The sequence below is a fragment of the Roseibium sp. AS2 genome (genome assembly GCF_038900065.1).
In the GTDB taxonomy this organism is placed as follows: Bacteria; Pseudomonadota; Alphaproteobacteria; order Rhizobiales; family Stappiaceae; genus Roseibium.
Genome location: NZ_JBBMQN010000004.1, coordinates 579,837 through 601,568, shown reverse-complemented (window position 1 = coordinate 601,568; position 21,732 = coordinate 579,837). Strand labels below are relative to the sequence as shown.

Sequence of the window (21,732 nt, the reverse complement as noted above, 5' to 3'; positions counted from 1 at the left end):
CGGACAACAGACCATTTCGACCAACAGGGAGACATCCGATGACCAGCCCGGTCAACGACCAGATCGCCAAAATTCTGAGTGACAGGAGCCGCAGCCGGGAAGACCGGGTCGCCGAACTTCTGAAGATGCGCGAGGACGCCCGCGCCCTGGAACGCGCCGCCACGGAAAGCCCGATGGGCAACGACCGGGCGGGCACGTCGGGGCTGCTGGAAATCGACCGGGCCCTGGAACGGCTCGGGCACACTGAGCTGGCCGAAGCCGACGAGAACAGCCCGGCAACGCTTTGAAAAGCGCTGACCGGAAGGGCTTCCTTCAGGTACCGGACGGACGCCCCGGGGGCGGCCGGGCCCTGCCTGGTCGCAGCGGGTTATTGAACAGGCCGACTGCAGGACCTATTTTCCGGAAGCAGGAAAACGACAGGCGCAGGACCATGACCACGACCTTTGAAGACTTGGGCTTCGACCCCGAAATCCTCGGCCCGGAAGACGAGCAGAAAAAGTCCATACGGGAAAAGCTGCTTGCCACCGCCCGCAAGGCGGCCCGGCAGGTGCCGTTCATGGAGGACGTCGTCGCGGGCTACTACTGCGCGCTCGACCCGGCGACCCCGGTCAAGGTGCGCGCGACACTGCTGGCCTCCCTTGCCTATTTCGTGATGCCGCTCGACACCATCCCGGATTTTATCCTCGGAGTGGGTTTCGGGGACGACGCTGCGGTGCTGATGGCCGCATTCGCGTTGATCCGCCGGCACATGCGCGACGATCACTACCACGCCGCACGCGAGGCGTTGAAGGACGGCGACCTCTGATACCATCCGCATTTGATAGGAACCCATTTGACCGCATTTGGAGGGTGTTCGGCAAGGAGCGCGTTGCAGGGCGATGTGGATATCGGCCAAGACGCGCGACGCGGCAGAACACCCTCCAAATGCGGCCTTCGGTGGCTTGTTCCGGCTTGCCGAACAGCGTTGCGCTGCTTGAACGGTCAACCAGACCGTCCTGCGCAGCGCGCCTCGTCGGCCAATTGGGACAATGCCATCAAATGGGTTCCTATCAAATGCGGATGGTATTGAGACCTCCCCAGGTCCCGGCTTGCTGACAAACTCTCGGTTGGTCCTTCCGGACAAGTACAGCGACGCTGCGCGCTGATCCCGAACCCCGCATGTCAGCGCGAGCGAAGGCGAGCACCGGAGCAAGCCAGGCATCTGAAATCATTATTAAAGACGCGCTTGCAGCGCGAAGTAACCGCTGGATTCCGGCTCTGGCCATGCAGCTGCGCTGCAGACCGGTCGGAATGACCCGGTGAGTTTGTCAGCAGTCTGAGATCTCCCCAGGTCCGGTTTCCCGGCGGAAACGCCGCTCAGTCGCGCCGCAACGCGCCCTCATCTTTACCGGACCGGTCGTTCGTGGTCGGCAAGGATGTCCGCCCGGATCTGCCGTGCCATAGGCCGGAGGTACGCCCGGCAACGCCCCAATAAACGGCACCGGCGATGAAACCGGCCGCCAGGGTAATCGCACTGCCGGGACGGACGCTTCCCGGTTCCGCTTCGCCACCAAGGCTCCATACGGCAAACGCAAGCGCCCCGGCCGCCCCCACATGGAAGATCAGCCCGCGCAGCCGCACCGCCTCGGCAACCGCAATCAACAGGCCGGCCGGCACCAGCGCGGTTGCACCGACAACACTCGCCCCGACCAGGCCGGTGCCGATCATGGTTGCGAATGCCACCGGATCGTCTTCCGGATGACCGGCTCGAAAGAACCCCCAGGCCAGGAACAGGCCGCTGGCCAGAACGGCGAGAATGAAGCCGGTCACCACCTTGAGAAGCTGATAGATGAATTTTCCACCGTCCAAATCCCGGATCCTTCTTGATCGGAGTGTTTCGGCTTCTTACTTGATCCTCCACTGGCCGGATTGCAACCCGGATGGCTGGTGCGCACTGGTCGGCCATCCCGAACCGGCCACAGGAGACAGGGACCCGAGATAAGCGCCCGAGACTGGAGCCCGAGACCGTCCCCCCGAGAAAGCCGGCCTCGCAAAAACATTGCCCGGCAGACGCTGATGCACCGAATTCGGTTGACTTTTGGCCAGTTTCGCAGGAGCTTAGGGGATGGCGTCAGGCCACGCATGCTTAATCCCCTTGGTACAGATGTTCCGAGGCTTTTCGCGCATGATTAAAGCCAGTTCCTGACATCACGTTGAAACGATAGAGGAGATTGCGACCATTCGCCGTCCGTTCCGCGCCCCGCCTCCTACAAAGGAAGGCCCGCGCACAAACCAAGAAATTCGCGTACGCGAAGTCCAGTTGATCGATCACGAAGGCGCTAACCGTGGCGTCATACTGACAGAAGAGGCGATGGGCATCGCCATGGATGCAGGGCTTGATCTCGTCGAGATTCAGCCGAATGCCAATCCGCCCGTCTGCAAGATCCTGGACTATGGCCGCTACAAATATCAGGCCCAGAAGAAAGCCGCAGAGACCCGCAAGAAGCAGAAGACCGTCGAGATCAAGGAGATCAAGATGCGTCCGAACATCGACACCCATGATTATGAGGTGAAGATGAAGAACATGCTGCGTTTCTTCAATGACGGCGACAAGGTGAAGGTCACACTCCGCTTCCGGGGACGCGAAATGGCGCACCAGGACCTGGGCATGAAGCTGCTCAACAAGGTCCGTGAGGAAACCAACGAGATCGCCAAGGTCGAATCCAATCCCAAGCTGGAAGGCCGCCAGATGGTGATGGTACTGGCACCCATCAAATAGGCTGCCGCATCCTGCTGCTGAATTTCAAGACCCCGCTCCGGCGGGGTTTTTTTGTTGCCGCTTGCCCTCAGAACCATCGAGGCGACGCGGCAGGTCGCAGTTTCACCATACGGTTTCAGTGATTGTAAACGGCTCCAGGGTATCGTCACGGCAATTTCCGCGCACCGCCGCGGAACATCCTGTTTCCGGAGGTCCGCAGCCGATGATCAAAGCACTCTATGTCGATGACGACGAGGATATCGCCTCGATCGTGGAACTGTGTCTCGACCTTACGGCGCCTCTCTCACCTGCTTGAAATATGGCTCCTGATACTTCTCCTGCAGGTCCTCCCCGGTGAGGATCTCAAGACCCGCAGATGTCCGGTCGACCCGCACAAGTTCGCGGCCACGCGCCCCGACGCCGATGTACCGGAACTGGAAGTATTCCGGACGGCCTCTGAGAATCGCCTGAAAATCGTAGCCATCCGGCCGCGCCAGAGCGCTTCCGACGAGCCGTCCAGCGATTCAATGCCGCCGTTTTGCAAGCTTCGGATCAACCTCTGGACCGGCGATGTCTCGGCGACCGTCATCAGGTCGTTGGCGATCTGATGGTAAGCAAGGCTGAAGCGCTGCGACAGCAGGCGCGCTTCGGCGGCCAGTTTGACTTCGGCGAGTTGGAGAGTCTCCGACCGTATCCGTGAATAGGACAGCGCACCGATCGCCAGTGTGGACAGGGCGACGCAAAAAGCCGTGAGGATCATGATCCTCTTCTTGAGGCTCCCCGTCAGATTCAGGTCACCGAATTTCGCGATGTATCTTCTGAAAGAGGTCGTCCCGTCCTGTGACATGATGCGTCCCTGTCGCTTGATCCCCGGCTTAGAACTCGCTCCGACAACCGGGCAGATATGTGCGTATGCAATTGCGGCCACCGGCCTTGGCCTCGTTGAGCGCTGTATCCGCCAGCGCCAGCAGCGCTTCGCCGCCACGCTCGTCCTTCGACCCGGCCAGGCCGCAGCTGAAGGTCACATGAAAGACCTGATCGCTCGCAAGGAACTCGATCCGCTCGGCCAGTTCGTTCACTGCCTGAACGATTACGCTCACGTCTGCACCGGCGTCGACGAGTCCTTCGACCTTCCCGGCCGGTTCGGCCAGATCCTCGCATCCGAACATCCGGGCACTCCCGACAATGCGGTGGGCGATGAAGCGGACCGCGTCGAAATCCGGACCGCCGGCCTGGCTTGCTGCCGTGTCTCCATTCGCGATCAGCTCGGCCCTGTCATGATTGAGACGCTTTTCGAATGCTGTGAAAAGTTGTGCAGCTCTCGCCTGGACCGCTTCAGTCATGACATTCTTCACTCACTATTACATGTGCGATGTCACGATTAAGTTGTTAAAATAACTTTATTGCAATTATTCATTGTAAAAAGTGCTTAATACGAGAATTTTCTGAGTTTAAAATAAGAAATTATGCCGATACTTCGCTCATAAAGTGCAAAATTTCTATAGGCAATTTTTTGTAAAATATGGAAAAGTACTTATTTTTCCGCGAAATTTCAGACTCAAATGCCTAAAAATTGCAGAAAAAAGTATGTTTCTCTACGTAATTTCGTCGTTTAGTCCCTCTGTTTGCTGGTTCAACGCCGAATCGCACCTGCTTCGGACTATCAAACCCGGACACGGAACGCGCCGGCACCACGAGCACGCTATTCCGCGCGCACCGCCTTCGCATACCGCGCGGGCGCCTGGCCGACATGACGGGTGAAGGCTGTGCTGAACGCACTGGATGACCCGTAACCGATCCTGTCTGACACGTCCGCGATGCTGTGCCTGCCCGCGCGCAACAGGTGCTTTGCAAGTGACATTCGCCAGTTCATCAGATAGCCCATTGGCGGAATTCCGACGATCCGGGTGAATCGCGTGAAGAAGGCGGAGCGGGAAAGTCCCCCCAGGACGGCCAGTTCGGGCACCGTCCAGGCACGGTCCGGAGCTGCATGCATGGTTCGCAAGACGGGACCGACACGCGCGTCGGCCAGGCCGCGCAACAGGCCGGAGGGCGCATCCGTGTGTTCGGAACAGCGAAACGCCTCGATCAGGAGAACCTGCAGGAGGTGTTCCACCACAACCTCCCGCGCCGGGCGATCCGCACGCGCTTCGTCACGAACCAGGGCAGCCAGCGTGGCGAGACGGCCTTCGCCGCGCACAACGACCAGATCGGGCAGCAGTGAAACCAGAAGCTCCGCGTCCGGGCTCGCGAAACTGCAATGTCCGACAAGTTGCTGGACTTCCGCCGGACCGTCCTGCCCTCCGATGCGGAAAATTCCGTCCTCGCCCGCAACAGGGCGGCTGACCAGCCCGGGAGGCGGGGGTGGATCAAGGCTAGAGACCGTGAACGCGGCCACCGCCGGTATCAGCACGAAATCACCGGCGCTCAATTCCATCGCCGGCTTGCCGTCGATCTCCAGGCAGATCCGGCCGGCAAGCAGCATGCAATAGAACAGTTCGTCCACATCCTCCCGGCGCACCCGGAAGGGTCCGGATGCCTCGGCCAGCTTCGAATAGGGCGCCTGCGGACGCAGAAGCGAGATCATCTCGGAGAGCGGATCGGACATTCAGGACTTTCAAAAACAAATAAGAGACTTTCCATTATAGATAGATTGATCGATTTCGCCAAAATCACAAGCATCCATTCCAAGGAGATTGTGTCATGAAATCGGTGATGATTACCGGATGTTCCTCGGGTTTCGGTCTGGAGACCGCAAGCCGTTTCCTCGATCGCGGCTGGTCCGTGGTTGCAACGATGCGCAATCCGGATGAGGCGCTTCTGCCGGCCTCGGACCGTCTGCGGATGCTCCCTCTGGACGTGACCGACCGCGACAGCATCGCCCGGGCCGTCGAGGCGGCAGGCCCGATTGACGCGTTGGTCAACAATGCCGGCATCGGCTTTCTGTCCTGCTTCGAAGGCACGCCCCTGGAGGCGATCCGCACTCTGTTCGAGACCAACACCTTCGGATCCTTTGACTTGATCCGGGCGGTGCTGCCGCAAATGCGTTCGAGAAAGGCCGGCGTCATCGTCAACGTGTCTTCCAGCGTGACGCTGAAACCGCTGCCGCTGCTGCCGGTCTACACGGCCAGCAAGGCCGCCGTGAACGCCTTTACCGAGTGTCTGGCCCTGGAGCTGGCGCCCCTGGGCATCCGGGTACGGCTGGTGCTGCCGGGACGGGCACCGACAACAAGCTTCGGCCAGAAGGCCAGGACACTGGGGGCAGACGCGAAGGATCCGCCGGCGGACTACAAACCCTTCATCGACGACGTCATGAGCAGCTTCATGGCGATTGCGGACCAGGAGCTGACCCTTCCGGCGGATGTGGTCGATGCCGTCTGGAGAGCCGTGACCGATCCGGCCTGTCCCCTGCGCCTGCCGGCCGGCAGCGACGCCGTGGCTCTGGCCGCCTAGCCGGGCCGATGCCGGGACGCGGGGGCTACAGGATCAGGTGACATCCACCCAGCCGCCCTTGTCCGCCGAGGCGAACAGCGCGTCCAGGATCTTCATGTTCTGGACGGCGTCCTCCGCGCCATGGTGCAGCGGCATTTCCCCGGTGATCGCCCTGCCGAAGACGTCGACCAGCTCGCCATACTGGTCACAAGGGGCAATGGTCTGCGTTTCCATGGCGCGATCCCCGAGCATCGAGCCGTCGTCGAGGCGGATCTGGACAGCCTCCCCCTGGGGCGCATTCACCGGGATGACGATCTCCAAACGCTTTTTCGTGCCCACCAGATTGAACCGCTGATAGGGCGTCAACTGGGTGGAGACGACAAAATTCAGGTGCCGGTTCCGGCCGAAATCCAGCAGGGCGCTGGTCATCCGGTCCGTGCCGAATTCCGGATCCCGGTCGACCAGCGACACCACCCGCTGCGGCTCCGCATCGAAGAAATAGCGGCCCGCCAGCATGGTGTAACAGCCGATATCGTAGAGCGCACCACCACCGATATCGGCCATGTTGCGGATATTGCCCGGGTCGTCGTTGAAATAGCTGAAGAAGCACTGGATGGCCTTGAGCTCGCCCAGGTCTCCGGAGCGCACGATCTCGCGCGCCCTGATCCACTGGGGATGGGCTCGCACCATGAAGTTCTCCGCGATCAGCCTGTCCTTCGGCAGATCGAGCAACCTGGCGGCTTCCGCCGCATCGAGCGCGATCGGCTTTTCGCACAGGACATGCTTGCCCGCCTCCACCGCCTGCACCGTCACCGGAACATGCAGGTGATTGGGCAGCGGATTGTAGATGGCATCGATGTCCGGATCGGCGAGCAGCTCCTCGTAGGAGCCATAGGCCTTCTCGATGCCGAGATCGGTCGCCGCGGCCTGTGCCTTGTCGAGCGCCCTGGAGGCGATGGCACATGCGGCTCCGGTCTGCGACCGCCGAATACCCGGAATGACTTTTTCCAGGCCGATTTTTGCGGTGGAGACGATCCCCCAGCGAATTTTCTTCCCATTCATCCCGGGCATCCTTCCCTTGTCTTTTTTCCAGTTTTTGAGGCACGCCCCTCAGTTGGCATGAATGACAAGGGTCTTGCAAGGGCGGTCACCGCGCCGGAAGGCTTGCGGTGTGACTGGCATTTGTCCGGGATCGCGTGCTCCAGGAGGATGTGGCCGATCTTTCGAGACGCCGCTTCGCGGCTCCTCAGGATGAGGGGGAGGCTTTGGCGCGTTCTGGCATTCCCGGACCTCTCAAAACCCACGGTCTCATCCTGAGGAGCACGCTCGCGCGCGTCTCGAAGGATCGGCCAGACACACGACAGACAACCTGCCACCTGTCAGGCCGGCCCGTGTACCGAATCAGAAACAGGCGCGCCGGTGCGAACGCGCCCGCGGTTTCAACCAGGATTGGCGTGCCTCAGAATTTCTGCGGCACGTAGAGGTGCTCCGGCAGGACCTTGCGTTCGTAGTCGGAGTTGTAGACGCGCTCCGGCAGGGTGATCGGGTCGTGCGGCACGTCCTCATAGGGGATCATCGACAGAAGGTGGCTGATGCAGTTGAGCCGTGCCTGTTTCTTGTCGTTGCCCTCGACGATGAACCACGGCGCCTCGGGAATGTTGGTCCGCTCGAAGGTCTCTTCCTTGGCCTTGGTGTAATCTTCCCAGCGCACGCGCGATTCCAGGTCCATCGGCGACAGCTTCCACTGCTTCAGCGGATCGTGGATGCGCATCAGGAAGCGCAACTGCTGCTCCTCGTCGGTGATGGAGAACCAGTATTTGATCAGGCGGACACCCGAGCGCACGATCATCCGCTCGAATTCGGGAACGTCGTTGAAGAACTGCTCGACCTGGTTGTCATCGGCAAAGCCCATGACCCGCTCGACACCGGAACGGTTGTACCAGGACCGGTCGAACAGCACCATTTCGCCGGCCGCCGGCAGATGCGGTACGTAGCGCTGGAAATACCATTGGGTCTTTTCGCGGTCGGTCGGCGCCGGAAGTGCGACCACGCGGGCGACCCGGGGGTTGAGACGCTGGGCGATGCGCTTGATGACGCCGCCCTTGCCGGCGGCATCGCGGCCTTCGAACACGATGACGATCTTCTCGCCCGTGTGCTGGACCCAGTCCTGCAGTTTCACCAGTTCCGACTGCAGGCGCAGCAGTTCGTGGAAATAGGTGTTCCGCTCGACCGGGGACTTGTGCTTCTTGTCCGAGATGAACGCAAGATCCTTGGCGACAAGAAGATCGTCGATCTCCATTTCCAGCTCTTCGTCCAGACTGTCCGCCCATTCGGTTTCAACCCAGGTCTTTGCGCTGTCTTCGGTCATCCGTCGGTCCCTTTGTACAATTGAGGCGAAACGCTCAAGGTCGGCGCGCAGTCATTCCAGCCGATTGCGCGCACGGATCAGTTTTCATGTGCTTGGTCATCCGCCCTTCTGGTGAACGCCGGATACCGTAGGACTGTGAACAGGTTATCCATGTAAGTTTTTTGACAGTCATGCCGGTTTATTCCAAGTGCGTGAATTATGACCCGCCTGAGGAACCTGTTTTAACGCTCTTTGGCACTGCAGGCCATCGTGTGCCTCAGGCTGCGCCTCGCCCTCAAAATCTTCTTGTAACTGAATGGTCGTTCATTTACTTTCAGGAGCAGGGAGGAGCCTGATGAGCGACGCAGCCGTTCAAACGCAGATACGCAGCCCGGCCCGGGCGAAGGGTCAGGAAACCGCCGCGCGTGTCCGCGAGGCGGCGCTGAAGCGCTTTGCCGCCGCCGGTTACGCCGCCGTGTCGATGCGCGAGATCGCCGCCGATGTCGGCGTCAGGCCCGGAGCGCTCTACAATCATTTCCCGACCAAACAGGACATCCTGAAGGACCTGATGCTGTCGCATATGGCCGAATTGCACGCCGCCTGGGTCGACAGCGGCGAGCCGGCGGCCATGGACCCGCTGGAGCATTTCGTGCGCTTCCACATTTGCTACCACCTGGAGCGGGCGGACGAGGTGTTCATTTCCTACATGGAACTGAGAAATCTCGAGCCGGCGAACTTCGACCTCGTCGAGGCCGAGCGCCGCCGCTACGAGGCGGTCCTTGCCGGCATTCTCGAAGACGGCACCGCCGCCGGACGCTACGCCGTTCAGGACGCCATGGTCACGACCCGCGCGATCATCGCCATGCTGACCGGCATTCCGGCCTGGTTCCGCGACGGCGGACGCCTGTCCAGGCCGGACATCGAAGAGCTTTATCTGGATCTGGTGCGCAAGGCCGTCGCACCGGAGACCGGATCACCGGGAACTGGCACACGGTCCCGTGAACAATCCCCAAGGGAGATCGGATGACATGAGCATCCTGAAGTCGAGCCTTTCGCCCAGAAGCGAGCAATTCGCCGCCAACAGGGTCGCCCATGAGGCGGCCATGGACACGGTCCGGGCGGCCGCGCAAACCGCGCTCGACGGCGGCGGCGAGACCGCCCGTCAGCGCCATGTCTCCCGCGGCAAGATCCTGCCGCGCGAACGTGTCTCGCGCCTGCTCGATCCCGGATCGCCCTTTCTGGAAGTTGGCATGCTGGCGGCCAACGGCCTGTATGACGGTGCGGCCCCCGCCGCCGGGATGATCGCCGGCATCGGCCGGGTGGAGGGCCAGGAGGTCATGATCCTGGCCAATGACGCCACGGTCAAGGGCGGCACCTACTATCCGATGTCGGTCAAGAAACACCTGCGCGCGCAGGAGATCGCCACCGAGAACAACCTGCCCTGCATCTACCTTGTCGACAGCGGCGGCGCCAACCTGCCCAACCAGGACGAGGTCTTCGCGGACCGGGACCATTTCGGCCGGATATTCTTCAACCAGGCCAACATGTCGGCGAAAGGCATTGCCCAGATTGCCGTCGTCATGGGCTCTTGCACGGCGGGCGGAGCCTATGTGCCGGCCATGTCCGACGAGACCATCATCGTCCGCAACCAGGGCACCATCTTTCTGGCAGGCCCGCCGCTCGTCAAGGCGGCCACGGGCGAGGAAGTCACGGCGGAGGATCTCGGCGGCGGCGACGTGCACACGCGCCTGTCCGGTGTTGCCGATCACCTGGCGCGCGACGACGCCCACGCCCTGGCCCTGGCCCGGCGCGCGATCGCCAGCCTCAACCGCTCGAAGTCGCCGTCCGTTACCCTGCAAAGCCCCGAAGACCCGCTCTACGACCCGGAGGAAATCCTCGGCGTGGTGCCGGCGGACCTGAAGACACCCTATGACATCCGCGAGGTGATCGCCCGCACGGTCGACGGTTCCCGGTTCGACGAATTCAAGGCGCGCTACGGCACCACGCTGGTCTGCGGTTTCGCCCATATCCATGGCATGCCCGTCGGCATCGTCGCCAACAACGGCGTCCTGTTCTCCGAAAGCGCGGTCAAGGGCGCCCATTTCGTCGAACTCTGCTCCCAGCGCAAGGTGCCGCTGGTGTTCCTGCAGAACATCACCGGCTTCATGGTCGGCCGGAAGTACGAAAGCGGCGGCATCGCCAAGGACGGCGCCAAGCTGGTCACCGCGGTTGCCACCACCTCCGTTCCCAAGATCACCATGCTGGTCGGCGGCTCCTTCGGCGCCGGAAACTACGGCATGTGCGGCCGGGCCTACGGCCCGCGTTTCCTGTGGACCTGGCCGAATTCCAGGATCTCGGTGATGGGCGGCGAACAGGCCGCCGGGGTGCTCGCCACCGTCCGCCGCGACGGCATCGAACGCAAGGGCGGTTCCTGGTCCCCGGACGAGGAACAGGCCTTCAAGCAGCCGATCGTCGACCAGTTCGAGGAACAGGGCCACCCGCTCTACGCCACCGCGCGCCTGTGGGACGACGGCATCATCGACCCGCGCAAGACCCGCGATATCCTTGGCCTGTCGCTTTCGGCCGCGCTCAATGCGCCCATTGAAGCCACGCGCTTCGGCCTGTTCAGGATGTAAGCCATGTCGATCGACGACCTGAAACAAAAGTATCCGGGTGCCGAAACCTTCAAGTTCGGCGACAGCCGGGAGCTGAGCGACCAGCTGATTGCATTGGTTCGTTCAGGCACCAAGACGGCCACCTGCGGCGCCCTGCGTGATTTTCAGGACGGTGGCGACGCCATGCCGGTTGCGGGCCGTCGCGACATTGCGCTCAACTGGGACGGGTCCCCAGCCCTGGTCATCGAAACGCTCGAGGTGACTGTCACGCGCTATTGCGACGTGACCGAGGATTTCGCGCGCGCGGAAGGCGAAAACGAGGACCTTGCCGGCTGGCGCCGGGACCATCAGGCCTTTTTTGCACGCAATGGCGGCTTCGATCCGGTCATGGAACTGGTCTGTGAAAGGTTCAGGATCGTTGAGGACCTGCAATCGGAGTGGAACAGATGAGCCGAATGGAGAAACGCGCTACGGCGCGTTCAGAAGATGAGGTGCCATCATGAAGGCTCATGGAAAAGTGGCAGACCATTTTCGAACTGAGAAAGTTACCACTCTCTCGATCCAATCGTGTGAAGGCTCCATCCAACCCGGTGACATACCGGAAAGTGACACCTTCAAAAATGAAGTGCTCGACGCAGAAACGCGAGACCGGTCCTGTTTGACAGGCGTAGAGCTTCGAAACGGCGTCCAGGTTGTTGCAGCGCTTGATTGCGACTTCGCCAATTTCCACACAAGCAACGGCCAAATCCTCCGGGTCGCAGATCCAGACAAGGAGAGGGAGTGATGCTGTATGATCCGAACCTCAAGGCCAAAGTCCATCTGAGAACCGCGCTCGGGAGGGCGGAGAGCTGATGTTCAAGAAAATCCTCATTGCCAACCGCGGCGAAATCGCCTGCCGGGTCATGGAAACGGCCGCAAAACTCGGCATCAGGACCGTTGCCGTCTATTCTGACGCCGATGCAGGTGCGAAACATGTGGCCATGGCCGACGAGGCCTATTCCATCGGTCCGGCCCCCGTTGCCGAAAGCTATCTGAAAATCGACGCAATCATCGAAGTCTGCCGCCAGAGCGGCGCCGAAGCCGTGCACCCGGGCTATGGCTTCCTCTCCGAGAACCCGGACTTCGTCGACGCGCTCGACAGGGCCGGCATCGCCTTCATAGGGCCGAGCGCCGCGTCCATCCGCGCCATGGGCCTGAAGGACGCCGCCAAGGCCTTGATGGTCAAGTCGGGCGTCCCGGTGGTTCCCGGCTATCACGGCGACAACCAGGAGGCGGATTTCCTCAAGCTCCAGGCAGGGCGGATCGGCTATCCCGTCCTGATCAAGGCCCGCGCCGGCGGCGGCGGCAAGGGCATGCGCCGCGTCGATGGCCCGCAGGATTTCGCCGAGGCCCTCAGGGGCGCGAAGCGCGAGGGCGAGGCCAGTTTCGGCGACGGCCGCGTCCTGATCGAGAAATACCTCACCATGCCGCGTCACATCGAGATCCAGGTCTTCGGCGACAGCCACGGCAATGCGGTGCATCTGTTCGAGCGCGACTGCTCGCTGCAGCGCCGCCACCAGAAGGTGATCGAGGAAGCCCCGGCTCCCGGCATGTCGGAAGAGATGCGCAGCGCCATGGGCAAAGCCGCTGTGACGGCAGCCAGGGCGATCGATTATTGCGGCGCCGGCACCATCGAGTTCATCGCCGATGTCTCCGAAGGCCTGCGGGCGGACCGCTTCTACTTCATGGAAATGAACACCCGCCTGCAAGTGGAACATCCGGTCACCGAAATGATCACCGGCGAGGATCTGGTGGAATGGCAGCTCCGCGTCGCCTCCGGCGAGCCCTTGCCGAAATCACAGGAGGACCTGTCCTTCGACGGCTGGGCGTTTGAAGCCCGGCTTTATGCCGAAGACGCTCCGAAAGGGTTTCTGCCGGCCATCGGCACGTTGGAACATCTTGCCCTGCCCGAGACAAGCGCCCGGATCGACAGCGGCGTGCGTGCGGGCGACGACATCACGCCCTACTACGACCCGATGATCGCCAAGATCATCGCGCACGGACCGACGCGCGAGGCCGCCCTCGGCAAGCTCCTGGCCAGCCTGGAAGCCACGGAAGTTGCCGGCTGCGTCACCAATGCCGGCTTTCTCGCCGCACTCTGCCGCCATGCGGGCTTTGCCGGTGGCGAGGTTGACACCGGCCTGATCGATCGTGATCTCGAGGAGCTGATCGCGGAGCCGGCCATGCCGGAAGACGCCATCGCTCTGGCGGCGCTGACCGCGCTCGGCCTGACCCGGCCGGCCCGTGGCGCCGATCCGTTCGAGACACTGGCAGGCTGGCTGATCTGGAGCGCCTCGCGCCAGTTCGCGCTTCTGGAAATAGCCGGTGACCGGCGCGATGTGGAGGTTCATGCGCTTGGAAACCGGCGCTTTGCGGTCCATCTGGAAGACGGCGCCCGCGACTACGCGCTGATCGAGGTCGACGCCGGCGCGATCACCTACGAATGCGGCGGCCGCCGCGCCCGGGCGGTCGTTGCCAGCGGCCGCAAGGGCCTGACGGTCTTCATGGGCGGCCATGCCTATCCGGTCGGATTGCCCGATACGCTGAGCGCGGACGAGGAGGCCGGCGCCGCGGGTGATCAGTTGATCGCGCCGATGCCCGGGCTGGTGAAGGTGCTGACCGCAAAGACCGGCGATGCCGTTACCAAGGGCCAGCCCCTGCTGGTTCTGGAGGCGATGAAGATGGAGCACACGCTGCGGGCTCCCCGGGACGGCGCCATCGGCGAAGTGCTCGTCAGCGAAGGCGACCAGGTGACCGACGGCACCCTTCTTCTGGCCCTTGCGGAGGAAACCGATGCTGCCGCCTGATGCCACCAGCTACGGGACCCTGGCCAGAACCTTCGTCTGGGACATTCCGGACAGGTTCAATATCGGCGTCGCCGTGTGCGACGCCTGGGCCGACAGGGAACCGGAGCGTGAAGCGCTGGTCTTTGTCGACGAGGACGGCGATATCGCCCGCTACAGCTATGCCGATCTCAGGCGCCTGTCGAACCAGTTGGCCAATCTGCTCAGGAGCCGTGGTGTGCAGCCCGGCGACCGGATCGGTGTCCTGCTGCCCCAGCGCCCGGAAACCGCCTATGCTCATATCGCTGCCCTGAAACTGGGCGCGATCACTATCCCCCTGTTCACGCTGTTCGGCGAGGAAGCGCTGGAATACCGGCTGCGCGACTCCGGCGCGAAGGTTGTGGTGACGGACCTCGGCGGCGCCGCCAGGCTTGCCCCCCTGCGGGACCAGCTTCCCGACCTCACCACGGTGTTCTGCGTCGACGGCGAGGACGGCAGCGCCCTTGACCTGGCCAGCCACATGGCCGGGCATGAAGACACGTTCCACGCTTTCGAAACGGCTGCCGACGATCCGGCCATCATCATCTACACATCCGGCACGACCGGGCAGCCCAAGGGCGCGTTGCACGGCCACCGGGTGTTGCTCGGTCATCTGCCCGGGGTAGAGATGAGCCACGATTTTCTCGGCCAGCCCGGCGACCGCATCTGGACCCCCGCCGACTGGGCCTGGATCGGCGGGCTGCTCGATGTGTTGCTGCCCGCGCTCTATCTGGGCGTGCCGGTGGTGGCCTGCCGGTTCCGGAAATTCACCGCGGAAGCCGCATTCCAGCTTCTTCAGGACCAGAAGATCCGCAATACCTTCCTGCCGCCGACCGCGCTCAAGATGATGCGCCAGGTGGCCGATCCGGACCAACGCTGGACGCTGGATCTGCGCTCGGTCGCCTCCGGCGGTGAAACACTCGGCGCGGAGCTGATCGCGTGGGGCCGCAAGGCCTTCGGCCTGACCATCAACGAATTCTACGGCCAGACCGAGTGCAACATGGTTGTCTCCAGCTGCGCTGCTCTGATGGACGCCCGGCCGGGCGTCATGGGCCGCGCGGTGCCCGGCCACCAGGTCGGCGTCGTCGGCGCGGAGGGCCAGGAACTTCCGGCGGACACCCAGGGCAACATCGCCGTCAGGCGCCCGGACCCGGTGATGTTCCTGGGCTACTGGAACAATCCGGAAGCAACGGAAAAGAAATTCGCCGGCGACTGGCTGCTGACCGGTGACACCGGCATGAAGGATACCGACGGCTGGATCCGCTTCGTCGGCCGGGACGACGATGTCATCACTTCGTCCGGCTACCGCATCGGACCGGGCGAGATCGAGGACTGCCTGATCAGGCATCCGGCTGTTGCCATGGCCGGTGTTGTCGGCAAGCCGGACGACCGGCGCACGGAGATCGTGAAGGCCTATGTTGTGCTCAAGAGCGGCTTTGAAGCCTCTGACGAACTGGCAGAGGAGATTGCCGGTTTCGTCAAGACCCGCCTGGCCGCCCACGAATACCCGCGCGAGGTCGCATTCGTGGATACCCTGCCGCTGACCACCACCGGCAAGGTGATCCGCCGCGAACTGCGTGCTAGAGCTGAGGAAGAATGACCAGCCCCCTTTCACGTTGATCCGGACAAGTGCCGCGCCGGCCGCGCACCGATCCGCAATGACACGACCTGGCGCACGCCGCCTCTCAACCAGATGAGCTCAGAAATGTCCGACTTCGTTACCATCTTTGAAATGGGACCGCGCGACGGCTTGCAGAACGAAAAGCTGTTCGTGCCGACCGCACGGAAAATCGACCTGGTGGATCGCCTGTCGGCCTGCGGCTTCCGCAAGATCGAGGTGACCAGCTTCGTCAGTCCGAAGTGGGTGCCGCAGATGGCCGATGCGCAGGACGTGATGGAAGGCATCTACCGGCATCCGGCCGTCGACTATGCGGTGCTGACCCCCAACGTCAAGGGCTACACCGCCGCCCGCCATGCCTCTGCAGACGAAGTCGCGATTTTCGGCTCGGCTTCCGAGGGTTTTTCCAGAAAGAACATCAATTGCTCGGTTGCCGAGAGCATCGAGCGTTTCAAGCCGCTGCTGGAGAAAGCCCGCCACGACGACCTTCCGGTCCGGGGCTACGTGTCCTGCGTCACCGACTGCCCCTATGACGGCGAGACGCCGCCGGAGAAGGTTGCCGAGGTCGCCGGAACCCTTTTCGAACTCGGCTGCTACGAAATTTCCCTGGGCGACACCATCGGCGCCGCCACCCCGCAGACCACCGCCCGGATGCTTGATGCCGTTCTGGAAGCGGTCCCCGCCGAAAAGCTCGCCGGCCATTTCCACGACACCAAGGGGCGGGCGCTGGACAATATCGAAGTCGGTCTGGACAAGGGGCTGCGCACGTTCGACAGCGCGGTCGGCGGCCTGGGCGGCTGCCCCTACGCACCCGGTGCAAAGGGCAACGTCGCCACCGAGGCCGTTGTCGCCCTGATGGCCGGGAGAGGCTTCGAAACCGGCATCAATGGCGAACTCCTCTCCGACGTCGCCGCCTTTGCGCGAACCCTCAGGAGTGTCGACCCATGACATTCGAGACGATTTCCATCTCCACGGACGCGCGCGGCGTTGCCACTCTGACACTCGACCGGCCGGACAAGCACAATTCCCTGTCCGCGCGCATGATCGACGAGCTGACGCAGGCGGCGGTCGAACTGGGCTCTGACGACGCGGTCCGCGTGGTTGTGCTGACCGGGGCCGGGGCCAGCTTCTGCGCCGGTGGCGATCTCGGCTGGATGCGCGAACAGATGACGGCCAGCCGCGAAACGCGCATCACGGAAGCCCGCAAGCTCGCCATGATGCTTCGGGCGCTCAACGAGATGCCGAAACCCCTGATCGGGCGCGTTCAGGGGCAGGCCTTCGGGGGCGGCATCGGCATGATGAGTGTCTGCGACACGGTCATTGCCGTGGACAGCGCGAAATTCGGCCTGACGGAAACCCGGCTCGGCTTGATCCCGGCCACCATCAGCCCCTATGTGCTGGCCCGCATGGGCGAGGGCAAGGCACGGCGGGTGTTCATGTCGGCGCGCATTTTCAGTGCCAGGGAAGCCCGCGATCTGGATCTCGCCGCGAAAGTGGTTTCGGAAGACGCGCTCAATGAGGCGATCGAGAAAGAGATCAAGCCCTATCTCGGCGCGGCTCCGGCCGCCGTTGCCGCCGCCAAGGCGCTGGCGCGCAGTCTCGGCCCGGCAATCACCGACACGGTCATCGACGACAGCATCCGCCGCCTTGCCGATATCTGGGAAACCGCGGAAGCCCGCGAAGGCATCGCCGCCTTTTTCGACAAACGCAAACCGGACTGGGTGGGGACTGATACCAAGCGCAGTTGAAAGGAACCCGTTTGATGGCATTGTCCCGGTTCGCCGACGAGGCGCGTTGCGAAGGGCGGTCTGGTTGACCGTTCAAGCAGCGCAACGCTGCTCGGTGAGCCGGAACAAGCCACCGCAGGCCGCGTTTGGAGACTGTTCTGCCGTGTCGCGCGTCTTGACCGATGATCCACATCGCTCTGCGACGTGCTCCTTGCCGAACAATCTCCAAACGCGGTCGAACGGGTTCCTTTCAATTGCGATTGGTATGATACCCGTTCCGACGGCCGACACCACAACCGGCAGGGCGGGAAACCATGCTCAATGCCCCGCGCTGCGCCTTGCATGTTCGATCAGGGCGGCGATGCGGGCGACTTCCTTCTGCTCGGAAACCGGCGCTTCCTTCTCTGGACCGCCATAGAGGCGCTCGCGGCGTTCCCGGATCTTCCGGCGCTGATATTCGCTGATGCCTTCGGGAAGCTCCAGCCCGGCACGGTCGATGTCGATCAGGATACGCTTGAGATCCGGCACCAGCTCCGACGAAATCGTGAAGGTTGCGCTGTCCTTGCGCTTGAACACCAGGGTCTTGGTACTTTCCGCGCCATTCAGAAGCACGGCCGCGCGCGGGCCGATGGAGCCGATAGTCGCCTGGAACCAGGCCACCCAGCCGGAGGCCTGCCAGAGGCGGACGTCAATCCTTTTCAGCTCCTCGTACATCACCCGCACCCTGAGGCCGAACTGCGTGAATTCGAAACCGTTGCTGAAGAACCGGACCCAGGACGTTTCCTGCCGGACCGCGACCGAGAACAGCACCAGCGACACCGATGCCGGTCCCAGGCAGAACAATGCCGCCAGAGCCGCCGCACCGCCCCAGTCGCCCATTCCGATGAAGGCGATGGAAAAGAACACGATGCCGAATGTGAAGCCGATCATGTCGAGCACGGCGACGGTCGGCACGCTCACCGGCCTGACGGCGCCCGATGGCGCTTTCGGCTTCGGCGGAGCGGCGTAGATACCGGCCGCGGCGATCAGGCACAGCAGACCGCTCAGCATCGACATGAAAAAATATGTGCCCACGATGCCGAGCACGCACAGGCCAAGCGGCAGGATCCGCCGAATATATTCAAGCTTAGCTGTTTTGCCCACACCGTTCTCCGAGCATCCAGGCAGTGAAACCGATACGAACTGGAGGAGACTTACTGATTCTGCCATTGAATCAACTGAGCCGGTGCAAATCAAGAAGCCGTTCAAACTATCCAGAAACAATGTCGCCGTGCGGCAAGATCCGGCCTGAAATCCCCAGGATACGCTCCCCGGGCAAGCGGCAGGAAATCTCCTGAACCGCGATCATGAACGGTGATCCTTTCGCCAGCCTTGCCGATCCCCGGCACGACCGCAGGAACGGCCTACGCGGAGGCACGGGCCTCAAAGGCTCCGGAAAAAGCGCGGCCCGGTTCCGGCGCCCCGGTTTCGGGCGCGGCAGACGGACTTCGCGCCGAACGCAGGCCCCTGTCAGGCCTTCATTTTCCGCATCAGAAGCTTGAATACCTCAATCGGCGGATACGGATATTCAATCATGTTGCTGATGCCGGCATCCCTGATGCTCTCGCGTTGTTCCTGCGAAAGCTTGGGGGGCGCCAGCAACACGGAGAGACCCTTCCAGTCTTTGCTGATGTCCTCCGTTACATATTTCAAATAGTAATGCACAACCTTGCTGTACACGATAAACAGTATGTCGGATTCCCCGACAGAAAAGCTTTTCTTGACCAGCTGATTTTCCGTGATGATGGAAACGGCGCATCCCAGATCCTTGAGCGCGTTCAGGATCGGCTGCACGGAGGCCGGATTCTGGGCGACAAAGGAGACCTTGAGATCCTCGGTCGTCGCTCTCTGCTTCTGAATTGCGTTGTAGATGCGCCGGAACTTCATCTGGTTCTGTTTTTTCACCCGGGTCACCTGCCCCAGACTCGCTTCCACCGTCGCGAGAAGCAGGTCGTAGTCGACCGGCTTGGTGAGATAGTCGTCCACACCGAGCCTCTTGCCCGCGACAAGGTCGTCACGGGTTGCTTTCGCGGTCAGAAAGATAAACGGCACGTCGTTGAGGCTCGGCCGGTTCTGACGCAGATGCGTCAGCAGACCGGGACCGTCCAGCTTCGGCATCATCATGTCGCTGATGATCAGGTCGGGTTTTTCCTCCTTGAGAATCGCAAGGGCCGCCTGTCCGTCTTTTGCGGTCAACACTTCGTAATTCTCGTCCTCAAGCTCTTCCTTCAGATCCTGAAGGAGCATGTCTTCATCTTCGACACACAGGATTCTGGCTTTCTCGGACATGTTCTGTTCACCCATGCTGTGAATGTTGGCTTCTGTTCAACCGGCGCGCGCGGCTCTACGGCAACCCTGCTGATCGATGACGGGCAAAGACATCGTTATTGTCGTGCCCTGGCCAACCTGACTTTCGACATGAATTTTTCCGCCGTGTTTTTGCAAAATCATCTGCGTCATGTTGAGACCTATTCCGGTTCCGGCGATGCCGCTCGAGGTGGAGGCACGGAAATAACGCTTGAAGATGTTCGGAAGTTCCTCCGCAGGGATGCCCACACCTTCATCCCTGACGGACAGCAGCACCTGGCCGCCGGCTTCGGAACCCGTCACGTAAACCGTCGAGTTCTCATGGGAGTATTTGACCGCATTGGAAAGCAGGTTGGAGACGCTCTGTTCGATCAGTTTCTTGTCGAGATCGATGGTGTCAGGCAGGAACGTCACGTCGACCGCAATGCTGTGCGTTCTGGTGATCGCCTGATACCGGTCGCAGACGGACTGGACGAGCCTGCCGAGGTCAACCTGCTCCCGCTCGATTTCCATTCCGATCGACTGGGTTTGCGAAAAATTGAGGAAACGGTCGATCAGATACTGCATCCGTTCGACGGACTCGCGGATATTGCCGAGCCGTTCCTTCAGCGTCTCCGGCACCACCTTGTCGATCCGTCTCAGCAACCTCTGCGCGTTGCTGTCGATGATTGCAAGGGGTGTCCTGAATTCGTGAGATGCCATGGACACGAACTCACGCTGCATCTCGTTCAGTTCTTTTTCCTTCCTGAGGTGCCGGACCAGCTCGTCCGTGTGGCTCTGGAGAACGGAATGCTGCTCCTTGTAGGTCGTGATGTCCGTATAGACCGAAAGCATTCCGCCTTCGTCGGTCCTGGTTCTGGTGATCTTGTACCAGCAGCCGTTCGGGTACTTCCGTTCTCCCCACATGGCCGCATGCGACAGGTCGTCGAGCGTCCTGTCCGGCTCGTCCGGAAAGACAGAACGGATCACGTCGCTCAGGTGAACCTTGCGCACCAGAAAGGCCGGTAACTGCGGATAGATCTCGAACATCTTGTTGTTGGCCAGAACCACTTTCCCGTCCGCGTCGGAAATTATCAGCCCGTCCTTGATCGCGTTGATTGAACTCAGAAGCATGTCCTGATGAACCGCCAGTTCGCGGGTTCGCTCTCCCAGGGATGTCTCCAACTGGTCCCGCATCTCCTTCAACGCGTTTTCCTGCTGATGCTCGGCGGTTATGTCGGTATAGAGCGTTATGAATCCGCCGTTCGTCATGGGCGTGCCCTGGACGCGAATGACGGTTCCGTCCGGCCGCGTGCGAACGAAATCATGCGGCACGAACATTTTTGCCAGATCGATCCGGACACGTACCAGTTTTTCGGTGTCACCCGGCCCGTAGTCGCCGCGCTCCGCGTTGTACCGGAAGACACCTCTCAGGCTTCTGTCCTTCTGCAGCAGATCGATCGGAAGCTGCAAGAGCGCCATTGCGGTGTGGTTCATCATCACCAGATCGAGGTTCCGGTCCATGACTGAAAATCCCTGGTGGATCGACGAGGACAGGGCATCGAGCAACACACCCGGATCGAAATCGCTGTAAATGAAATGCTTCGGTTTGCTCATGGCGCCACGTTCGTTTCCTCTTCCCGTCAGGAAATCTGTCTCCACGAAAATAACAAAGGGTAAAAACCTGTAACATACGGCATAAACTTGCAATAATTTCTACAAATATTCGCACTTCTTACAATAACAAAAACTAAAAACTAAATTCACGTGATGAACAAATATACGCATTAATTACAATTATACTTAAATTGCCAATTTTATACTTTTGGAAAACGGATTCGACCACCCGCACGTGCGTGCCCGGCAGCGCCATCGCGCGGCCGCCCCGCAAACCGGTGCCGACGTCTTCAATCGGGCCAATGGCCGGAACGGGACAACGCCGGAACAGGAGAATGTGGGACCTGGAAAAATCGGGAAGTGGTGCCGCTTGCAGGACTCGAACCTGCGACCCCATCATTACGAATGATGTGCTCTACCACCTGAGCTAAAGCGGCGATGTCTGACCAAGGT

Annotated in this window: 20 protein-coding genes and 1 tRNA gene; 11 read left to right on the top strand and 10 right to left on the bottom strand. The window is 61.5% G+C overall.

Translation table 11 applies throughout. From position 1 onward, the window contains the following. The first annotated feature begins 38 nt into the window (after window positions 1-38). Together WNZ15_RS14885 and WNZ15_RS14880 are read left to right on the top strand one after the other, a co-directional pair. Window positions 39-287 carry a hypothetical protein gene (locus WNZ15_RS14885; RefSeq protein ID WP_342893770.1) on the top strand — a complete coding sequence of 83 codons (249 nt, stop codon included), beginning with the start codon at window positions 39-41 and terminating at the stop codon, window positions 285-287. A gap of 143 nt (window positions 288-430) precedes the next feature. Continuing rightward, the gene (locus WNZ15_RS14880) at window positions 431-805 is read left to right on the top strand and encodes a YkvA family protein (protein WP_342893769.1); all 375 of its coding nucleotides are present in this window, start codon (window positions 431-433) and stop codon (window positions 803-805) included. 551 nt (window positions 806-1,356) lie between these two features. Here the strand turns inward: WNZ15_RS14880 and WNZ15_RS14875 are convergent. Then, window positions 1,357-1,848 (bottom strand): translation initiation factor IF-3, encoded by a 492-nt coding sequence (locus WNZ15_RS14875; RefSeq protein WP_342893768.1) that lies wholly within the window; start codon window positions 1,846-1,848, stop codon window positions 1,357-1,359. A gap of 370 nt (window positions 1,849-2,218) precedes the next feature. Between WNZ15_RS14875 and infC the strand changes: the two genes are divergently transcribed. After that, window positions 2,219-2,758 (top strand): translation initiation factor IF-3, encoded by a 540-nt coding sequence (gene infC, locus WNZ15_RS14870; RefSeq protein ID WP_342893823.1) that lies wholly within the window; start codon window positions 2,219-2,221, stop codon window positions 2,756-2,758. Window positions 2,759-3,041: 283 nt separating this feature from the next. Here infC and WNZ15_RS14865 read toward each other — a convergent pair whose 3' ends face one another. From WNZ15_RS14865 to WNZ15_RS14855, 3 genes are all read right to left on the bottom strand, one after another. Next, window positions 3,042-3,497, bottom strand: coding sequence for a hypothetical protein (locus WNZ15_RS14865; RefSeq protein WP_342893767.1), 456 nt, complete (start codon window positions 3,495-3,497; stop codon window positions 3,042-3,044). 115 nt (window positions 3,498-3,612) lie between these two features. Next, window positions 3,613-4,080, bottom strand: coding sequence for an Hpt domain-containing protein (locus WNZ15_RS14860; protein ID WP_342893766.1), 468 nt, complete (start codon window positions 4,078-4,080; stop codon window positions 3,613-3,615). Window positions 4,081-4,439: 359 nt separating this feature from the next. Continuing rightward, the gene (locus tag WNZ15_RS14855; protein WP_342893765.1) at window positions 4,440-5,345 is read right to left on the bottom strand and encodes an AraC family transcriptional regulator; all 906 of its coding nucleotides are present in this window, start codon (window positions 5,343-5,345) and stop codon (window positions 4,440-4,442) included. Window positions 5,346-5,440: 95 nt separating this feature from the next. On the opposite strand from WNZ15_RS14855, the gene WNZ15_RS14850 reads away from it, so the two are divergent. Beyond that, entirely contained in the window at window positions 5,441-6,190 is a 750-nt protein-coding gene (locus tag WNZ15_RS14850; protein WP_342893764.1) for an SDR family oxidoreductase, read from the top strand. A gap of 33 nt (window positions 6,191-6,223) precedes the next feature. Here the strand turns inward: WNZ15_RS14850 and WNZ15_RS14845 are convergent, their stop codons facing one another. Both WNZ15_RS14845 and ppk2 read right to left on the bottom strand, forming a co-directional pair. Further along, window positions 6,224-7,231 carry a Gfo/Idh/MocA family oxidoreductase gene (locus WNZ15_RS14845; RefSeq protein WP_342893763.1) on the bottom strand — a complete coding sequence of 336 codons (1,008 nt, stop codon included), beginning with the start codon at window positions 7,229-7,231 and terminating at the stop codon, window positions 6,224-6,226. A gap of 397 nt (window positions 7,232-7,628) precedes the next feature. After that, entirely contained in the window at window positions 7,629-8,537 is a 909-nt protein-coding gene (ppk2, locus tag WNZ15_RS14840) for a polyphosphate kinase 2 (protein WP_342893762.1), read from the bottom strand. 334 nt (window positions 8,538-8,871) lie between these two features. On the opposite strand from ppk2, the gene WNZ15_RS14835 reads away from it, so the two are divergent. The 7 genes from WNZ15_RS14835 (at window position 8,872) to WNZ15_RS14805 (ending at window position 17,358) form a co-directional block, all read left to right on the top strand. Next, the gene (locus tag WNZ15_RS14835) at window positions 8,872-9,543 is read left to right on the top strand and encodes a TetR/AcrR family transcriptional regulator (RefSeq protein WP_342893761.1); all 672 of its coding nucleotides are present in this window, start codon (window positions 8,872-8,874) and stop codon (window positions 9,541-9,543) included. A gap of 1 nt (window position 9,544) precedes the next feature. Continuing rightward, the gene (locus WNZ15_RS14830; RefSeq protein WP_342893760.1) at window positions 9,545-11,152 is read left to right on the top strand and encodes a carboxyl transferase domain-containing protein; all 1,608 of its coding nucleotides are present in this window, start codon (window positions 9,545-9,547) and stop codon (window positions 11,150-11,152) included. A gap of 3 nt (window positions 11,153-11,155) precedes the next feature. Continuing rightward, window positions 11,156-11,581, top strand: a complete 426-nt coding sequence (locus WNZ15_RS14825) for an ASCH domain-containing protein (protein WP_342893759.1) — start codon at window positions 11,156-11,158, stop codon at window positions 11,579-11,581. Between the two features lie 401 nt (window positions 11,582-11,982). Beyond that, complete coding sequence (locus tag WNZ15_RS14820) at window positions 11,983-13,977, top strand: acetyl/propionyl/methylcrotonyl-CoA carboxylase subunit alpha (RefSeq protein ID WP_342893758.1); 1,995 nt, start codon at window positions 11,983-11,985, stop codon at window positions 13,975-13,977. Next, window positions 13,964-15,592 (top strand): acyl-CoA synthetase, encoded by a 1,629-nt coding sequence (locus WNZ15_RS14815; RefSeq protein ID WP_342893757.1) that lies wholly within the window; start codon window positions 13,964-13,966, stop codon window positions 15,590-15,592. Before WNZ15_RS14820 ends, WNZ15_RS14815 begins: the two co-directional genes overlap by 14 nt. 105 nt (window positions 15,593-15,697) lie before the next feature. Beyond that, window positions 15,698-16,558: a hydroxymethylglutaryl-CoA lyase gene (locus WNZ15_RS14810; RefSeq protein ID WP_342893756.1), complete on the top strand. Its 861-nt coding sequence runs from the start codon at window positions 15,698-15,700 to the stop codon at window positions 16,556-16,558. Then, window positions 16,555-17,358, top strand: coding sequence for a crotonase/enoyl-CoA hydratase family protein (locus WNZ15_RS14805; protein WP_342893755.1), 804 nt, complete (start codon window positions 16,555-16,557; stop codon window positions 17,356-17,358). Before WNZ15_RS14810 ends, WNZ15_RS14805 begins: the two co-directional genes overlap by 4 nt. Before the next feature lie 297 nt (window positions 17,359-17,655). On the opposite strand, the gene WNZ15_RS14800 is transcribed toward WNZ15_RS14805, so the two are convergent. The 4 genes from WNZ15_RS14800 to WNZ15_RS14785 all read right to left on the bottom strand — a co-directional run bounded on the left by WNZ15_RS14800 (window position 17,656) and on the right by WNZ15_RS14785 (window position 21,716). Further along, complete coding sequence (locus tag WNZ15_RS14800; protein WP_342893754.1) at window positions 17,656-18,480, bottom strand: hypothetical protein; 825 nt, start codon at window positions 18,478-18,480, stop codon at window positions 17,656-17,658. A 366-nt stretch (window positions 18,481-18,846) separates the two neighbouring features. Then, the gene (locus WNZ15_RS14795) at window positions 18,847-19,665 is read right to left on the bottom strand and encodes a response regulator (protein WP_342893753.1); all 819 of its coding nucleotides are present in this window, start codon (window positions 19,663-19,665) and stop codon (window positions 18,847-18,849) included. Between the two features lie 36 nt (window positions 19,666-19,701). Continuing rightward, a complete protein-coding gene (locus tag WNZ15_RS14790) occupies window positions 19,702-21,279 on the bottom strand; it encodes a PAS-domain containing protein (RefSeq protein ID WP_342893752.1) in 1,578 nt (525 codons plus the stop codon). 361 nt (window positions 21,280-21,640) lie between these two features. Next, window positions 21,641-21,716 (bottom strand) — tRNA-Thr (locus WNZ15_RS14785). Window positions 21,717-21,732 lie beyond the last annotated feature (16 nt).